Origin of the sequence: Gordonibacter faecis, from assembly GCF_030077735.1 — a bacterium.
GTDB classification, from domain to species: Bacteria; Actinomycetota; Coriobacteriia; order Coriobacteriales; family Eggerthellaceae; genus Gordonibacter; species Gordonibacter faecis.
The window spans coordinates 26,263-42,436 of the sequence record NZ_JASJEU010000004.1 but is presented as its reverse complement, the minus strand read 5'-3'; the positions used below and the strand labels follow the sequence as shown (position 1 = coordinate 42,436).

The window sequence follows — 16,174 nt, the reverse complement described above, 5'->3', positions numbered from 1 at the left end:
GCTCCCCTCCACTAGTGTCGCGTTACGCCTAGTCGCGCGAGACGGTGGTGTCGGCGACTTCCGGCATCCCCGCCTCAGCGGCAGCATCCTCGTTGTGGTCAAGGGCGCGCACACTCTTCGGCAGGTACACCAGCAGGCCCAGCACAATACACACAAGGCCGTCCACCATGAAGAACGGTGCGATACCGATGGCTTCGGCCAGCATGCCGCCAAAAGCAATGCCCACGGGTGAGGCCAAACCAAGCGCAGCCGTGGTGAATCCCAGAGCGCGGCCGGTTTTCTCCGCCGGCACGTTCTTCTGCACCAGCGTGATAAGCGGTCCGTTAAACCAGGCGCACGCCATGGCCATCACCGCGCACAGTACGGCGAACGCGGGGAACATGTCCGGCGTCAAGAACCCGCAGGTCGACGTGGTTACACCCACAATGAGCGCCGCCACGGCAATGAGCCCGGCGAGTCGCTTGCCGCCACCCCACGCCATGAGTAGCACCGACCCCACAATCATGCCGATGCCAAACGCCGCCTCCACAAGCGAGGCCATGTAACCATCGCCACCAAAGTGGTCGTACGTCATAAGCGGGAACACGGCGCCCAGTGGGGCAAACGCCATCATGCCCACGGTAATGCCCGCAATGAGAATAACCAGCCCGCGCGTGGACGACAGTGCCTTCCACCCGTCGCGCATGTTCTGAAACACGTTCTGATCGTCAGTGGTTGCGTCGTGCACGGTGGGAATCTTCGCCAGCGCAAGGCCCGCCACCGCGGCCACGGCACCGAAGAAGTCCAGGAACATGACGGAGTGGAAGCCCAGCGTAGTGTACAGAAAGATGCCGAACGCCGGCGCGCCAACGGAGGCCACGCTCATAAGCAGCTGGTCAAGCGTGTTGATGCGCAGCAGGTGCTTCTCGGGCACAAGCAGCGGCATGGCGGCCATCATGGCTGGTCCGTGGAACGCCTGCCCCAGGCTGCGCACCACCACCATGAACAAAATGAGGCCGAACGTCACGTGCCCCATGAGGATGATGAAGCCCAGCACGAGTGACACCACGCCAATGCCGAGGTCGGCCACAATCATGACCGTTTTGCGGTTGTACTTGTCGGCAATTACGCCGCCGAAGGGCGAGAGCAGGCCCTGCGGCAGATACGCGCAGATGGCCGCAATGGCAAGCGCAAGCGCACTGCCGGTGGTTTCGGTAACGTACCATACGGCCGCGTAACCAGCGGCGTAGCTGGTAACCATGGAAACAGCCTGGCCAGCCCAGATGGTAACAATGATGGCAAGCCAGCGCTTCGGAAGCGGCTGGCCCGCAGCGCTCAAAGGCGCAGGGGACTCGTTCATGAAAAGCTCCTTGTATACGATGGTTGGGTGGTTTCAGCATGCGGTAGCACCGTCGGTTGCGCTACCTACTCCGGTTGGAATTGAAGCTGAAAAGGGAAACTACGCGTTGCGGAGGCACGCGTCTTAGAAATACAGCTGTCCAGCCATCAAAAACAGAGCTCCTTGGATCGAAAGCAACAAGGGCTGCCCAGTCTACCACGGACGAAGTGGTTTGTCACCCGGGCAAAATGGCGCGGGTACTGGCTCAGAAATGTGCCGCGCCGCGCACCGCCGCGCACCGCCCTGTAAAAAAGTGACGCGCTTACGCGCTATCTATTACGCCAAGAGTACTCTACATCCCTAACCTTACGACGCGGGCTGACTAGTTTGTAGGCGAGGTCTGACTAGAAGGATAACCTGCGTAGGGATGCAACAGCGACGGCGCGCAGCGCCTAGTCCCTTTAGGGATGCATCCGCTCCGCCGTAGGCGGAGAACACAACCTGGTAAGTTGTGTGGAATTGCCCTCGTCATAAAGATAGGGAAGGCAGCAATTTTTAGCGTATTCGATAGCGCGAAGCGCGTCACACTTTTGTTGCATGGCGAGCAACAAAACAAGCGGGTGAACAGCACGTTTGCAGCGAAGCATTGCCCCTGGTTGTCATCCTGAGCGCAGGCGGCGAAGCCGCCGGAGTCGAAGGATCCCGTGCGGCGTTAGCGAGAAGTCTCCCAAGAGTTTTCCAAAATTGCCCCCTTTGCAAAATGGAAACTGTAGCTATACTGTCGAATATATCCATCCCGGGCACTAGTCTGGGGAACTCGGCATGTACGTATGCCGGATACGTTGTAAACCGAAACGAAGTGAGGAAGCGATTACCATGCGGCTGACAAGCAATCGCACACACGGCAAGACCGTCGCAAACGCGGCTGTCTCTGTCGTTCTGGTCGCGAGCCTCGCGTTTTCGGGTACGGTAACAGCCTTTGGTGCTGAAGCCGAAAATCTCCGGGGGGGGGGGGCTTTCTGAGCCTCTTATCTCCCAAGGAGATACCCAAGGCGCGACCTCCGCCGGATTACCTAGCACCTACACCCCTGCACTTGATTCTCAAACCACAGGCGCTCTGCCTCTTGTTCAAGGAACCCCCAAAGCAACTCTTGGCACCTTTGTGTCCGAAGGTCTTATCTTCGAAGTGAACGAAGACGGTACGTCCGTTTCTCTTGTTGGCATCCACGCCACCGATCTCAAAACCATCTCCGTCCCCACCCAGGTAGCTAGTGGTAGTGACACCTATACGGTGACTACCCTCAAAAACCTTGCGGGGGGGGGGGGCATTCACTGACTCTTCTGTAGAGTCACTCTCCCTTCCCGAAACAATCCAACATATCGACGACGGTGCACTCGTAAACTGCCCGTCGCTCAAGCATGTCCAAATAAGCCCCAAGTGTGAGGGCTTTGTCTCGTTTGACGACATGCTCTTTACCAAAGACTACTCGCAACTCCTGCTCATTCCCGAGGGCAAGGAGGGCGCTGCTTCTCTCCCCGACCAGACCACCCTTGTCCCTGCTGCTGCATTTTCCCGGTGCAGCAGCCTCTCTCGGCTCCTGGTCGGGGACAGTGCCACGTTTACCTCTTACGACGGCATCCTCTACAGCAAGGATATGAAGACCCTGGTAGCCTGTCCTGCAGGCGTTGGTGCCTCCATCGTGATTCCTGCTGAAACAGAAACCATCGACAAAGATGCTCTTGCTGGCTGCAAAGACCTCGCATCCATCACTGCCCTGGGCACTGTCCAAAAGATCGACCCCACAGCCTTCACGGATGAAACCAAAGCAACAGCAGTGGTAGCCCTCCCGGCAGGCCAAGACTACGAAGCCCGCAAGGCAACCTGGGAGCAAGCCGGCTTTAAGAACTTCGCTGAACCCGCCAAGCCCGGCTCAACCACAAACCAAGACAGCGCCAACGAAGCCACTGGCCTCACCTACACCCTGCTTGATGACTACACCCTCTCCGTCTCCTGGCAAGGCAAAGATGATCCCGAGGCTGACCTTGAAATCCCCGTCTCCACCGAGATCAACGGCGTCCCTTATCGCGTGAGCACCATAGCCGAAAACGCCTTCGCGAACCGCGGCTCCCTCACCAGTATCAAACTTCCAACCACTATCACCACCATCAACAACGGAGCCTTCGCCGGCTGCGCGAACCTATCAACCATCGAGTTTCCAAACACCCTCCGCGAGATAGGGGAGCGAGCCTTCGAAGCCACCTCTCTCAAGGACATCTGGCTTCCTGCCAGCATAGAGTCCATCGGCTCCCGCGCCTTCGCATCCTGTTCATCACTTAATCGCATGGTCGCCCTCGGCACTCCCGAGGTCGCAAGTGATGTCCTCGCAGGCTGCACTAATGTTTCGATCTACATCCCCTCCGGTTCCGAGGACTCCTGGAACCCAGGTCTTCCTGCTGATGGTAACCACCTCATGCCCTACGGCATCACTCTCTCCGAAGAACCCCTCGCCATCGAAGCGGGCCAGGAAGCCAACCTGCTAGAAGGCGGCAGCCTGGAAGTTCCCGATCCCATTGAGGCTTCCTACTCCTACGCTGCCGCTCCCTTGTCGGTGGATGCCGGCACTGTCTCAGCCAAGAAAGCCGGCACTTCTGACATCACCGCAATTCTTACCCTCGACGATGTCGAACTCACTCGCGCAACCCGCACCGTAGAAGTCTCCCCAAACCCCAATGCTGAGGCCGACATTGCCCTTTTCGATGCCAGCACCTCCCTTCCTGGAGCCTACCTCGCTAATCCCCGCGATCTCCAAATCAACGTCTCTGCCCCCACGCAGGTTATCCTTGGAGAAGGTAGCGGCTATGATGTGGCAACAAAGCCCGACTGTGCTACTGGCTCTGCGGTCTTCAAAAACAACTCCGTTGGTCTTGCTGTACAACTTGATAGTATTGCATGTGAAAACACCTCCACGGAAAGCTTCATCGAAACAAATGACCCTGCAAGAAGCCTTGATACTCAAAGTATTTTTAGCCTCTATCCCCAAAATAATGAAGGTGCAGCTGTAGACTTCGGCTATGGGGCGGGTGTGAATAACGTCACTCTTGCTGAATCTGATAAAGCAGCCTTCGGTATGGGCCCCGAATCTTGGGCTTCCTATACCTTCCGTTTGAACCTGACGAACGATCTCGCTCTGGCAAATGCTCAAGTGATAGAAGGAGTAGCGAATGGCAGTAGTGATCCAAAACCCCTCGCTACGGTCATGTGTACGTTCGAAAGCTTTACGTTCAAGCCATCGGGCAATGGTACTAAAAATGCCGATTTTTACCTCGAAGACATCTCGGTAACTCCGAATCAGATTTATTCTCTCGATGATGTTAAAACACATGCTAAAGATATTTCCCGAAAAGGGACGGGTTCCTTGTACTACGACATGTACGCAGCTTTCGCCACTGATGATACTAAGTACGTGTGCAAGTCAACATGGAACGATGGTCGAACATACGACTTGCGCATTATCGGAGTTTTCCATGACGATAAGATATCCGGCAGCAAAGCTGGTCTTACGTTCCAGTTTAAAAACCTATTTGGAACTGAGGGCTACCAGATGAATAGTTATGAGAAGACCAACGCCGGCGGCTGGGGTACTAGCGAACTCCGCGCAAACATGAACCCCGGAATTGACATTGTTCCTTATGGCGAGGATACCAACACCATCTGGAGCCAAGTCCCCGAAGATCTGCAAAACTCCATCGAGGTTGTCAAGAAGAAATACCAGCCTGACAGCCAGGAGAATACCTCTACAACCATCACTTCCAACGACAAGCTTTTCCTTGCGAGCTACTCCGAGCTTGTTGAAGCCAGTTATTGGGCTTCCGACTATCCTTGGTCGGCTCAAGAGGGCACACAATATGCTTACTGGCATGGCAAGGTGGATCAAAACAACAATGTAAACGAATGTCTCAAGAAGGTATACCAAAAAGATGCTGAAGCAGCAGCTTCTTCGGTTGGCGTCATTTGGTGGGAGCGCTCTGTTAATCCGAATACCTTCTTGAGCTTCCTTCGGGTGAACTCGGAAGGAAACCCCGGCGACAACAATCACGCTACGAGTTTTTATGGAGTGTGTCCCTGCTTCTGCCTTTAAAAATACAACGAACGATCCAAGAAGCCTTTTGTTATAAGTCCCAAGTAATTGCATTATTGGAAGGGATACCGACAAGCATGTCAAGCAAGAAAAACATATCAAACTTTCGGTTCACCTGGCATGTTGTGACGTACGCACTTGCTTGTGCATTTGTACTGACGGCTCTGGCGCCCGTCCCTGCTATTGCGGCGGATGCCGGCAACTTCGGTACTGCGCTTATAGGGTTGCGTGTTACTGACTCGTCCAAAAATCAGTCAGCAGGTGAAGGAGGCCAGCCAGGCAAAACGCCTATCGGTCTCCGTGTGACCAACTCCAACAGCACTAAGCTCATTACGGTTCGAGTGACTTTTAGTGGCAATGGTGGTATGTGGGGTGCAGCGACAACTCAAGGCTTCGATGTTACACTGCTTCAACCTACAGTCGCTCCTGTTGAAGATCCCAAAAAGCCCGGCTACAAGTTTGATGGCTGGTCCACAACGCCGACGGGGGAGGCGGAAGAACTGCCGACGAAAACTACGCAGTCTGCCACTTGGTATGCTGTGTGGAAGGCTGATACTTACCCTGTTAAATTTGACCCAAATACCGGCTCAGGTGGTCCTACTGCGTCCACTGCTACCTATAATTCTTCCATGGAGGTTATTTCATCTTTTCCAACAAAGAAGGGTTACGAGTTCTTAGGCTACTTTGACGCTCAAGCTGGTGGTAATCAATACTACAAAGCTGACGGAACCAGTGCTCAGAACTGGGACAAAACCTCGGGCGATACCTTGTATGCCCAGTGGAAGGCAAAGACCTATACGGTGAAGTTTGACTTCGCTGAGGGCAAAGATGGCGATGTCACAGCAGTTGTTACCTATGATGCCCCTATGCCAAAGATCAAAATCCCTGACAGGGGTGGCTACACGTTTGCTGGTTACTTTGATGACAACAACAAGCAGTACTACGACGAGAAGGGTGAAAGCAAAGCCGACTGGGACAAAGATACTGACAACGTGACACTTAAAGCTCACTGGAACTTACAACTCAACTTCAAGTTCCCCACTGCTGTTCTTATTCAGGTGGATGCTTCGGGCAACGTCACGGGGGAAGATCTTGAGTTTATGTCCACTTCGGCTGAACCTATCAAAGTAACCTCGGTTATCAGCAAGCAAGGTGAGGATGCTACCTCGCTTTTCGCTAACGAAACAACCATAAAGGGTGTACGTGTTCTGCTTACGCCTCCCAAGGGTTCTGGGGCGGAAGTGAAGGTTCCTCTTACCACACCTGCAGCAGGTGAAACCATTACTGGCGGCTGGACTATAGCTGCTAATTCCAATCTTGCAGTTGCTTTCGGTATGTCTCTTCCCGAAGGAGCACAGCTCAACTACCTAGCAGATGCCCAAGTAGCTGTTGCTAACCTCTCTTATGAGGTGGAAGCTGTTCCTTCTTCCTAATGCCGGCGCGCCATGACCCGCGGTGGGGATCACCCGCTCCGCCATGGGTCATGCGGTCAATGTGCGGCCACCTTCTCCCACCTTCTTCCTCCTTCTTCCGTGAAACCTCTGCGGAAAAGTGGGCGCGCTTGGCGTTCGTTGGGGTATACTTCACGGTTACATGCGATGACGAAGACAGCGTCGTGCATCACTGCCGCCCTCAGAGACGGGCTTCACCGGCTGAAAGGGCCCGGACGGCACGCGCGACGATTCCCTTCCGAGCAGCGCGTTTGAACGCGGACGCCCATGGCCCAGCGGCCTGCGGCGAGACGCTCAAGTAGGACGCGCCGGGTGCTCCCGTCACAGGGCAAAACGAGCGGGCGGCACGCGCGTTGGCGCAGCCGTCAACCGAGGTGGTACCGCGAGAGCCTTCTCTCGTCCTTGGATCCGGGGATCACTCCCCAACGGGCAAGGACGCGAGAAGGCTCTTTTTGTTTGGCGCGGGGGCCGAGCACGGCGCTTCGCAGAGGCGAGAAGAGACGGAAAGGAACGGGAGAAGCTGATGGCAATCGTGGAGGAAGTGGCGGCGCTGCGCGAGCAGACGCTGGCCGACATCGCGCAGGCGGCCGACACCGCAGCGCTTGACCAGGTGCGCGTGGCGGTGCTCGGCAAGTCAGGCTCGCTCACGGGGTACCTGCGCAGCATGGGCCAGGTGCCGAAGGAAGAGCGCGCCGAGGTGGGCAAGACCGTAAACGAGGTGCGCGTGGAAGTGGAGGCCGCGCTGGCCGAGCGCAAGGCCGCGCTTGAGTCTGCGGAACTGGCGGCTGCCATCGACGCGGCGGCCGTGGACGTGACACTGCCCGGCCGCGCGCAGCAGATGGGTACGCGCCACCTGATCAATGGCATCATCGACGAAATTTCCGAGATCTTCTTGGGCCTGGGCTACTCGGTGGCCGAGGGGCCTGAGGTGGAGACGTGCTACTACAACTTCGAAGCGCTGAACGCACCGGCCGATCACCCCAGCCGCGGTTTGGCCGACACGTTCTACGTGGTTGACCGCTCGGGTGCCGAATGCAACGTGCGTGGCGAATCCGACGTGCTTCTGCGCACGCAAACCTCCGGCGTACAGGTGCACGCGATGGAGGACGAAGAGCTGCCCATCTACGTGATTGCGCCGGGCAAGGTATACCGCCGCGATGTGGCCGACCCGTCCCACCTGCCGCAGTTTCACCAGATCGAGGGCTTGGTGGTTGATCGCGGGATCACCTTTGGCGACCTGAAGGGCACGATGGACTACCTGTGCAAGCAGGTGTTCGGGCCGGAGCGCAAGACGCGGTTCCGCGCACACTTCTTCCCGTTTACGGAGCCGTCCGCCGAGGTGGATGTGAGCTGCGGCATCTGCCACGGCGAAGGGTGTCGCATGTGCAAGGGCACGGGCTGGATTGAGATTCTTGGTTGCGGCATGGTGGACCCGAACGTGCTTTCCATGTCGGGGATTGATCCGGAGGAATATTCCGGCTTCGCCTTCGGCATGGGGGTGGAGCGCATCGCCTGCCTGAAGTACAACGTGCCGGATTTGCGCATGCTGCTTGAAGGCGACATGCGATTCTTGCGGCAGTTTTAGTTTTGTGGCGGGGCGGTGGGCGACGCCCAGTCGCTCAGACAGTCCTCGCTTCGCTGCGGAACTCGCTTGGTGGGCATCGCCCACCGTCCCTTCGCGAGCGCTTAGGTTGTCGATCTACTTGGAGTGCGTCACAGCTTGTCATCCTGAGCGGAGTGCGAGGCTGCGGATAGCTTGTCATCCTGAGCGGAGTGCGTAGCGCGGAGTCGAAGGATCCCGTGCGGCGATAGCAAAGAGAGCAACGGGGCCGCATGCAGCGGCTAAAGATAGAAGGAAGAACAACATGAAAGTATCTCTCAAGTGGCTTTCCGACTATGTGGAAGTGCCGACTGACATTAAGGCGTTCTGCGACCGGCTTGACCTGACGGGCACGGGTGTGGAAGGTGTGGAGAAGACGGGGGCGGCGCTGGATGGTGTGGTCGTTGGGCACGTGGAGACGTGCGAGGCGCACCCCGATAGCGACCATATGCACGTGGTTACGGTGAACGTGGGTGCGGACGAGCCGGTGCAGATTGTGTGCGGCGCGCCGAACATCGTGGCGGGCATCAAGGTGCCGGTGGCCGCGGTGGGCGCGGTGCTGCCGGGCGATTTGAAGATAAAAAAGTCGAAGCTGCGCGGGGTGGCAAGCGCGGGTATGTGCTGCTCGCGTCGCGAGTTGGGCATGGGGGCCGACCACGAGGGCATCTGGATTCTGCCGGATGACGCGCCCGTGGGCATGCCCATTGCCGACTACGCGAAGCTTTCCGACACGGTGCTTGACCTGGAGATTACGCCGAACCGCCCCGACTGCCTGAGCATGGCGGGCTTCGCGCGCGAAGTGGGCGCGATGTACCAGAAAGAGTGGACGAACCCGCTCGGCGAGATGGCCGCAAAGATGCAGCTTGATGTGGCCGCAACGCCGGTGGACGAAGCCGTGCAGATAACCATCGAAGACGACGTGCGCTGCCCGCGCTACACGGCGCGCGTCATTCGCGGCTGCAAGGTGGGGCCGAGCCCCGACTGGATGGTCGAGCGCCTAGCGGCCATCGGTCAGCGTTCTATCAACAACATCGTGGACGTGACGAACTACATTCTGTTCCTGCTGGGCCAGCCGCTGCACGCGTTCGACCTGGACAAACTCACTGGTGCTGACGGGCGTGCGCACGTGGTGATTCGCGCGGCCAAGGACGGCGAGCAGCTGACCACGCTCGATGGCGAGAAACGCACGCTCACCTCCGATATGACGGTTATTGCCACGCCTGAGCAGGGCGCGGTGGCGCTGGCTGGTGTCATGGGCGGGCTCGACACTGAAGTCACGGACGCTACGGTGAACATCCTGCTTGAGGCTGCCACGTTCGAGGCTGGTCGCACCAGCCGCACGAGCCGTAACCTGGGTCTTATCTCCGAAAGCTCGCTGCGCTACGAGCGCGGCGTGGATGATCACGACATTGAGGCGCGCTCCGCCGCGGCCGCCGCGCTCATTGCCGAGGTGGCGGGCGGTACCGTGAGCGTCGCGCGCGCCAATGATGCAGGTATCGTGGATGTGTGGCCGCGCGTGTCTGAGCCGGTGGAGCTTGCATTCCGCATTCCGCGCTTCTGTGTCATGATGGGCGCGGACATTCCGCGCGACTTCATTGCCGACATTCTTGTGCGCCTCGGCTGCGAGGTGGCGGACGCCGCGGATGCCGACACGCTGGCCGTGACCGCACCCACATTCCGCCCGGACCTCGTGCGCGAAATCGACCTGTATGAGGAAGTGCTGCGCCTCTGGGGCATGGATCGCATTCCGGCCACGCTGCCCGGCGGCCGCGAGCGCGTGGGCACGCGTACGCCGGCCGAGCGCACCATGGATACCATCAACCACACCCTGCGCGCGAGCGGCCTGAACGAGACGATGACCTACTCGTTCGCCGAGCCGGGCGACCTTGAGCGCTTGCGCCTGCCCGCTGATGGTCTGGGAGAACCGGTGGAGCTCATCAACCCGCTGAACGCCGACCAATCCGTTATGCGACAGAGCATTATCCCTGGTCTGCTGCGTAGCGTTGCCTACAATCAAAGCCGCGGCGTGAAGAACGTGCAGCTGTACGAGTCGGGCATGGTGTTCTTCGCTCACGAGGGCAAAAAGCAGCCGAAGGAGAAGCGCAAGCTGGCCGGTGTCCTGGCCGGTGCCATGCGCGACGCTGGGTGGAACGACGCGCCCGCTGCGTTCGACTTTTTCGACGGCAAGGGCGTGGTGGAAAACCTCGCGCGCGAACTGGCGCTGCCGAAGGTGCGCTTCAAGGCGCTTGCCGCCGACGAGGCCCCGCACCTGCAGCCTGGCCGTGCGGCGGCGGTGCTGTCCGGCGGCACCGAGCTTGGCTGGGTAGGCGAGGTGCACCCGCTGGCCGTGGACGCGTTTGAGGCCGACGCGCCGGTGGTGGCGTTCGAGTTGGATGTGGACGCGCTCGTGAAGGCTAGCCGTCCCGCGCGCGATTACGTGGATGTGCCCACATTCCCCGCCGTGTCCATGGACGTGGCGTTTGTGGTTGACGAAGCCGTGACCTGCGAGAAGCTGATGCAGTGCATGAGTTCAGCCGGCGGCAAGCTGCTGGAAGACGCGCGCCTGTTCGACGTCTACCGCGACGAAGAGCGCGTCGGCACTGGTAAGAAGTCCATGGCGTTCGCCCTCACGTACCGCGCCTCCGACCGCACCCTCACCAGCGAGGAAGTCGACAAAACCCACGACCGCCTCATCAAAAAAGTAAGCGCCGCCACCGGCGCCGAAGTTCGCGGCTAACAACCAAAAAAGCCGGGCGAATCCCTCGCCCGGCTTTTAATCACACTCACTAATAGCTATCGATACAACTCATCATGTGTTCCCGTTCTTTCGAAGCCCACGACCTCGTTTTCTCTACTATATATAATGAGCCAATCGCTTTTTCTTCCACCTATATGGAGTTCTCTCTTGCCTTGAAGACTGCCTTTTAAAGCATGATCATTGAACGAAAGCGGGATAGGCGTTGTATCAGAGTTGAGCACAGCAACGACAGCCGCTTTGAATTCATTCATATCACGATGTTTTTTAAGGCACCGTTTAACGTCGCGCTCGAAATTTGGCGTTCGGTAGAACTTATACATGAGTTATATTCCCAATTCCGAAAACAGCTCTTCAGCGCTTCGGTATATTTTTGTTCGAGGGTCATTTCGCATGGCTTCGGATTGCTGCATAGCCTCAAGGGTTTCCTCGTTGGGTGTTTCCTGGGCAGGTGAAATGGTGATATAGGGGCGATTGCGCTTAAAGACAGTGACTGATTGGCCTGTCTCATTGACAAGGTTTGCGATTTTATTCAGATTCGCTTTGGCTTCGGACAGCCCGACGGTAAACGTTGACATAGTCATAGAAACCTCCTTTTCTTAAGGTGAGTATAGCATGGATTGACCTTAAAAAGGTATCAATAATAGGTCTAAAAATAGGTCTATTTAGAAAGAAAACTGTTAACCGAATGTGCGGCGATTTTCCTTACTTATTTACTCCGCGTCGCGGGTGGCGGCGAAGAGGCGGTCGAAGTAGCGGCGGCGGGCTTCGGCGTGGGAGGAACGGCGCACGGGGAGGCGTTTGCCGCCTTCCATGATGAAGCAGCCGTCGTCGGTGAGTTCGCTCACGTGGTCGAGGTTCACCATGATGCCGCGGTGGCAGGTGAAAAACTGCGGGTAGGAAGCCAGCATGTCCACAAGGCGGGCGAACGACTGCCGCCAGCGCAAGAGCCCGGCCTCGGTGTTTACCATCAAATAATGGCCGTCGGTTTCCACATAGCGAATGCGCGACAGCGGCACATTTACCGGCACCGCGCCGTCGCGGGCCAAAAGCACCGTTTCGTCCGTCGCCAGGCGCGCGAGGGCTTCGTCCAGCACCACGGCCAAATCCTCGTCGGTGTAGGGCTTCATCAGGTAGTGGAATGCGCGCACGCGGAACCCGTCCACCGCGTGGTCGGCCGACACGGTGGTGAATACCACCAGCCCCGGGTAGCGTTCCTCGTGCAGGCGCTCGGCAATGCGAATGCCGTTTTCGTCGCCCAAATAGATATCGAGAAATATCAGGTCAAACGCCAGTGTGTCCTTCGCGAAAAGCCCGCCGCTCTCGGAAAACCGCGCTGTTTCGCACGTGCGCCCGCGACGCGTCAGATGGGCGACGATGGCGTGCTCGAGCGCTTCGGCATCGGCGGAGCAGTCGTCGACGATCGCGATTCTCATGGGCCTCTTTCTCCAGTGAAGGCGGGACACAGCAAGGCCCCGATCATGTGCGGGCTGGACGCCTTCCATGCTGATCGCGGCCTCCTTCCTATTTTCGCAGTTCACTCGGATGGTGAGGGTTCTTTTCGTGCCTGAAACGGGCTTTTTGTGTCACGTACGTGCTAACCAGGCCCAAGAAGCGCTGTCGGGGGAAGTGTAGCACGCCGCGCGCAAGCCGTGGCTGTCGTCGTTTTTGCGGTCGTGCGAAGGAGCATGACACGGCGGCCGAGGGAGACCGGTTCCCTTCTGCGGAAACCTGCACTGAGCTGCTTGCTAAAACAAAGAGCGCGTGTCATGCATGAAGATGGCGTGGCTCCGTGCACGCTTGGGTCTTCGCCCAAACCTATGACGCTATAATTTGACGCACGAGGAGAAGGGTGGGCCAGGGGTGCCCACCGCAGAGCGGTTGCGTGCCGCCGGGGAAAGAAGGGCGGACACATGACCGAGGGTATCGCGCTTGTGACGGATACAAACAGCGGCATCATGAGCGACGAGGCTAAGGCGCTCGGCGTCCACGTGGTGCCCATGCCGTTTGTGGTAGACGGCGAGGAATGCTTCGAAGACGTGAGCCTAAGCGCCCCGCAGTTCTACGCGCGTCTGGCTGAGGGTGCCGACATCGTTACCTCGCAGCCCTCCCTTGTTGACTTGGGAAAACTGTGGCGCGACTTGCTGGAAACATATGCCGAGATTATTTATATTCCCATGTCAAGCGGCCTTTCTGGGTCGTGCGAGACCGCTCATGCGCTGGCGGAGCACTTCGACGGGCGCGTGCACGTGGTAGACAACCAGCGCATTTCCGTCACGCAGCGCGAGGCTGTGCTTGATGCTCTGCGCTGGGTAGCTGAGGGCCGCACCGCCGCCGAGGTGACCGCGCTGCTTGAGCGCACGAAACTTGACGCAAGCATTTATATTATGGTGGACACACTTGACTACCTGCGCAAAGGCGGGCGCATCACGCCGGCGGTTGCCTCCATTGGTTCCTTGCTGAAGATCAAGCCTATCCTGCAAATTCAGGGCGAGAAGCTGGACGCGTTCGCTATTGCGAAGTCGTTCAAAGCCGCCAAGCGCACCATGATCAAGGCGCTCGCTACCGACATTGAGCGGCGTTTCACCAGCGTTGAGCACGTGCACCTCTACGTCGCCCACACGAATCGCGACGAAGATGCCGAATCCTTCGCCGCCGACATTCGCGACCATTTCGCCACGGATGCTGTTCACGTGGCCCGCCTTCCCTTGAGCATCGCGTGTCACGTGGGCCCCGGTGCCCTCGGCATTGGTTGCGCGAAGAAGCAGTTCGCGTAAGCGCGCCTTCGTAACCCGGTCTTCAACGAACCGTTTCCCGCCGCACGCGCACACGCGCGTGCTTCGTATGACAATGGCTGGTGGCATACGAGCGAAGCGAAGGCGGAAGCGGAAGGTGGCGGGCGATGGGCGAGCCGGATCGGCAGGAGCAGCGGGCGCGGCATATTCGGATTGCGATCCTTGCGGCGCTGGCCGTTGTGGTTGTGGTCGCCGTCGTGCTGCTGGCCACGCACGGGCGCACGGTACTTGCGTATCTCACGAATGGCCATGTAGTGCAGCAGCAGGTGGAGCGCCTGGGTCCGCTTGCCCCCTTTGCGCTAGGGGTGCTGGTGGTGTTGCAGGAGGTCACCGTCATTGTGCCCAGCGAGCCGCTTGAGCTGGCGGCCGGCTATGCGTTTGGCTTTTGGGAAGGCGCGTTGGTGTATCTGGCGGCCAGCGTGGTGGGCTGCCTTGCCATTATTGGCATTGTGCGCCGCTTTGGCGAGAAGGTGTTGCGGGTGCTGGTGTCGCCCAAACGCCGCGAGCAGTTGCAGCGTCTCAAGTATTCACAGCGCTTCGACTTGGCCATTCTTGTGGCGTTCTTCATTCCCGGGCTGCCGAAAGATATCATGGCGTACTTCGCTGCGCTGGCGGGTATGCGGCCTACTCACCTGGTGGTTGTCACCACGGTGGGGCGGTTGCCCTCGGTGGTGGCGGCCACGCTGGCCTCGTCGTATGCGGCGGCGGGGGACTGGCGTGCCACGGCGCTCGTGTTCGCCATCACGGCGGTGTTTGTGCTGGCGGGCATGCTTATCTATCACCGGGTGACACGTCGATCTTCGCGAAACCCCAACGACAAACACTAAGTTCGCGGTACAATAGCCCGCGAGCGAAAGGAATACCTGCATGTATGATGGACAGCCCCAGCCCGGCCGCAACGATGAATGTTGGTGTGGCAGCGGCAAGAAGTACAAGAAGTGTCACCTCACGTTCGATGAGCGCCTGCAAAACCTGGCCGACCAGGGGTTCGAAGTGCCCCCGCGCGATCTGCTGAAAACGCCGGCCGACATTGAGGGCATTAAGCGCAGCGCCGCTATTAATATCGGTGTGCTCGATTACGTGGCCGAACATATTACGGTGGGCACCACCACGGGCGAGATTGACCGCTGGGTGCACGATTACACGGTGGAGCACGGTGGCATTCCGGCCGACCTCGGCTACGAGGGCTTCCCCAACAGCGTGTGCACCTCGGTAAACGAGGTGGTGTGCCACGGCATTCCGTCGGATGACCACGTGCTCGCCGAGGGCGACATCGTGAACGTGGACTGCTCCACTATTTTGGACGGCTACTATTCGGATTCTTCGCGCATGTTTTGCATTGGTGAGGTGTCGGCGGAGCGGAAGCGCCTGGTAGACGAGACGAAGAAGGCTCTTGAGGCCGGTTTGGCGGCCGTGAAGCCCTGGGGTTTCATTGGAGATGTGGGCGCGGCGGTGAAGGCGTATGCGAACAGCTGCGGCTTCACGGTGGTGCGCGAGTTTGGTGGCCACGGCATCGGGTTCGATTTTCACGAAGACCCCTTTGTGAGCCATGTGGCTGAGGCGGGTACGGGCATGGTACTGGTGCCGGGACTCACGTTCACTATTGAACCCATGATTAACGCCGGCGCGCAGGAAATTGACATGACCGATCCGAACGGCTGGACGGTGCGCACTGCCGACAGAAGCGATACCGCGCAGTGGGAAGTTCAGCTGGTGGTTACGGAAGACGGCTACGAACTGCTGAGCTGGTAGTGTTGGTGGTGACGGGTGCCTTCAAGGCGAAGTGAGTGCTTTTTGCCTGTTCACCCGTCAAGCACGAAGTCAAGAGGAAGATGCCCTCGCCGCGTCTTAGGGGCGCGTCTGCCTGCGTGTTTTGAGGGTCTTCAAGTTGCGTACAATTGTTCCAATTTTTTCCAATTTTGCAAACAAACGTTCTATTACTATGCTATACTGTCGGCGAACAAAAAGAGCCAGTGCAAGCGCTGTTTCGGTTATTGCTTTTTCGTAATACCGCAGCCCATAGATGGCGGCAGTGTTCCCTGCCGCCCGTACCACGCTTGCAAGATCCTCTCCGCCCGGGAACGCAGGGAAGCGAGGTGTCTTGCCATGTCCGCGC

12 protein-coding genes and 1 pseudogene are annotated in these 16,174 nt (G+C 58.4%); 9 read left to right on the top strand and 4 right to left on the bottom strand.

What is annotated here, in order from left to right; translation table 11 throughout:
- Window positions 1–28: 28 nt before the first annotated feature.
- Window positions 29–1,339, bottom strand: coding sequence for an MFS transporter (locus QNJ86_RS02195; protein WP_283830938.1), 1,311 nt, complete (start codon window positions 1,337–1,339; stop codon window positions 29–31).
- 1,141 nt (window positions 1,340–2,480) lie between these two features.
- Between QNJ86_RS02195 and QNJ86_RS02190 the strand changes: the two genes are divergently transcribed.
- The 6 genes and pseudogenes from QNJ86_RS02190 to pheT all read left to right on the top strand — a co-directional run bounded on the left by QNJ86_RS02190 (window position 2,481) and on the right by pheT (window position 11,245).
- Entirely contained in the window at window positions 2,481–2,654 is a 174-nt protein-coding gene (locus QNJ86_RS02190) for a hypothetical protein (RefSeq protein ID WP_283830937.1), read from the top strand.
- Window positions 2,629–2,706, top strand: a pseudogene (locus QNJ86_RS13865) (hypothetical protein); the annotation flags it as partial. The gene QNJ86_RS02190 and the pseudogene QNJ86_RS13865, both read left to right, overlap by 26 nt.
- Before the next feature lie 78 nt (window positions 2,707–2,784).
- Complete coding sequence (locus QNJ86_RS02185) at window positions 2,785–5,457, top strand: leucine-rich repeat protein (RefSeq protein WP_347278110.1); 2,673 nt, start codon at window positions 2,785–2,787, stop codon at window positions 5,455–5,457.
- A gap of 77 nt (window positions 5,458–5,534) precedes the next feature.
- A complete protein-coding gene (locus tag QNJ86_RS02180; protein WP_283830935.1) occupies window positions 5,535–6,890 on the top strand; it encodes an InlB B-repeat-containing protein in 1,356 nt (451 codons plus the stop codon).
- A 541-nt stretch (window positions 6,891–7,431) separates the two neighbouring features.
- Complete coding sequence (gene pheS, locus QNJ86_RS02175) at window positions 7,432–8,493, top strand: phenylalanine--tRNA ligase subunit alpha (RefSeq protein ID WP_283830934.1); 1,062 nt, start codon at window positions 7,432–7,434, stop codon at window positions 8,491–8,493.
- Window positions 8,494–8,773: 280 nt separating this feature from the next.
- Entirely contained in the window at window positions 8,774–11,245 is a 2,472-nt protein-coding gene (gene pheT / locus QNJ86_RS02170) for a phenylalanine--tRNA ligase subunit beta (RefSeq protein WP_283830933.1), read from the top strand.
- A 56-nt stretch (window positions 11,246–11,301) separates the two neighbouring features.
- Here the strand turns inward: pheT and QNJ86_RS02165 are convergent, their stop codons facing one another.
- From QNJ86_RS02165 to QNJ86_RS02155, 3 genes are all read right to left on the bottom strand, one after another.
- On the bottom strand, window positions 11,302–11,586 hold the full coding sequence (locus QNJ86_RS02165) for a type II toxin-antitoxin system RelE/ParE family toxin (protein WP_283830932.1): 285 nt from the start codon (window positions 11,584–11,586) through the stop codon (window positions 11,302–11,304).
- Between the two features lie 3 nt (window positions 11,587–11,589).
- Window positions 11,590–11,847, bottom strand: a complete 258-nt coding sequence (locus tag QNJ86_RS02160) for a type II toxin-antitoxin system prevent-host-death family antitoxin (RefSeq protein WP_283830930.1) — start codon at window positions 11,845–11,847, stop codon at window positions 11,590–11,592.
- Window positions 11,848–11,976: 129 nt separating this feature from the next.
- The gene (locus QNJ86_RS02155; protein ID WP_283830929.1) at window positions 11,977–12,699 is read right to left on the bottom strand and encodes a LytR/AlgR family response regulator transcription factor; all 723 of its coding nucleotides are present in this window, start codon (window positions 12,697–12,699) and stop codon (window positions 11,977–11,979) included.
- 477 nt (window positions 12,700–13,176) lie between these two features.
- Between QNJ86_RS02155 and QNJ86_RS02150 the strand changes: the two genes are divergently transcribed.
- The 3 genes from QNJ86_RS02150 (at window position 13,177) to QNJ86_RS02140 (ending at window position 15,810) form a co-directional block, all read left to right on the top strand.
- Window positions 13,177–14,040: a DegV family protein gene (locus QNJ86_RS02150; RefSeq protein ID WP_283830928.1), complete on the top strand. Its 864-nt coding sequence runs from the start codon at window positions 13,177–13,179 to the stop codon at window positions 14,038–14,040.
- Window positions 14,041–14,165: 125 nt separating this feature from the next.
- Window positions 14,166–14,885, top strand: coding sequence for a TVP38/TMEM64 family protein (locus tag QNJ86_RS02145; protein WP_283830927.1), 720 nt, complete (start codon window positions 14,166–14,168; stop codon window positions 14,883–14,885).
- A 40-nt stretch (window positions 14,886–14,925) separates the two neighbouring features.
- Complete coding sequence (locus tag QNJ86_RS02140; RefSeq protein ID WP_283830926.1) at window positions 14,926–15,810, top strand: methionyl aminopeptidase; 885 nt, start codon at window positions 14,926–14,928, stop codon at window positions 15,808–15,810.
- The last annotated feature ends 364 nt before the right edge of the window (window positions 15,811–16,174 follow it).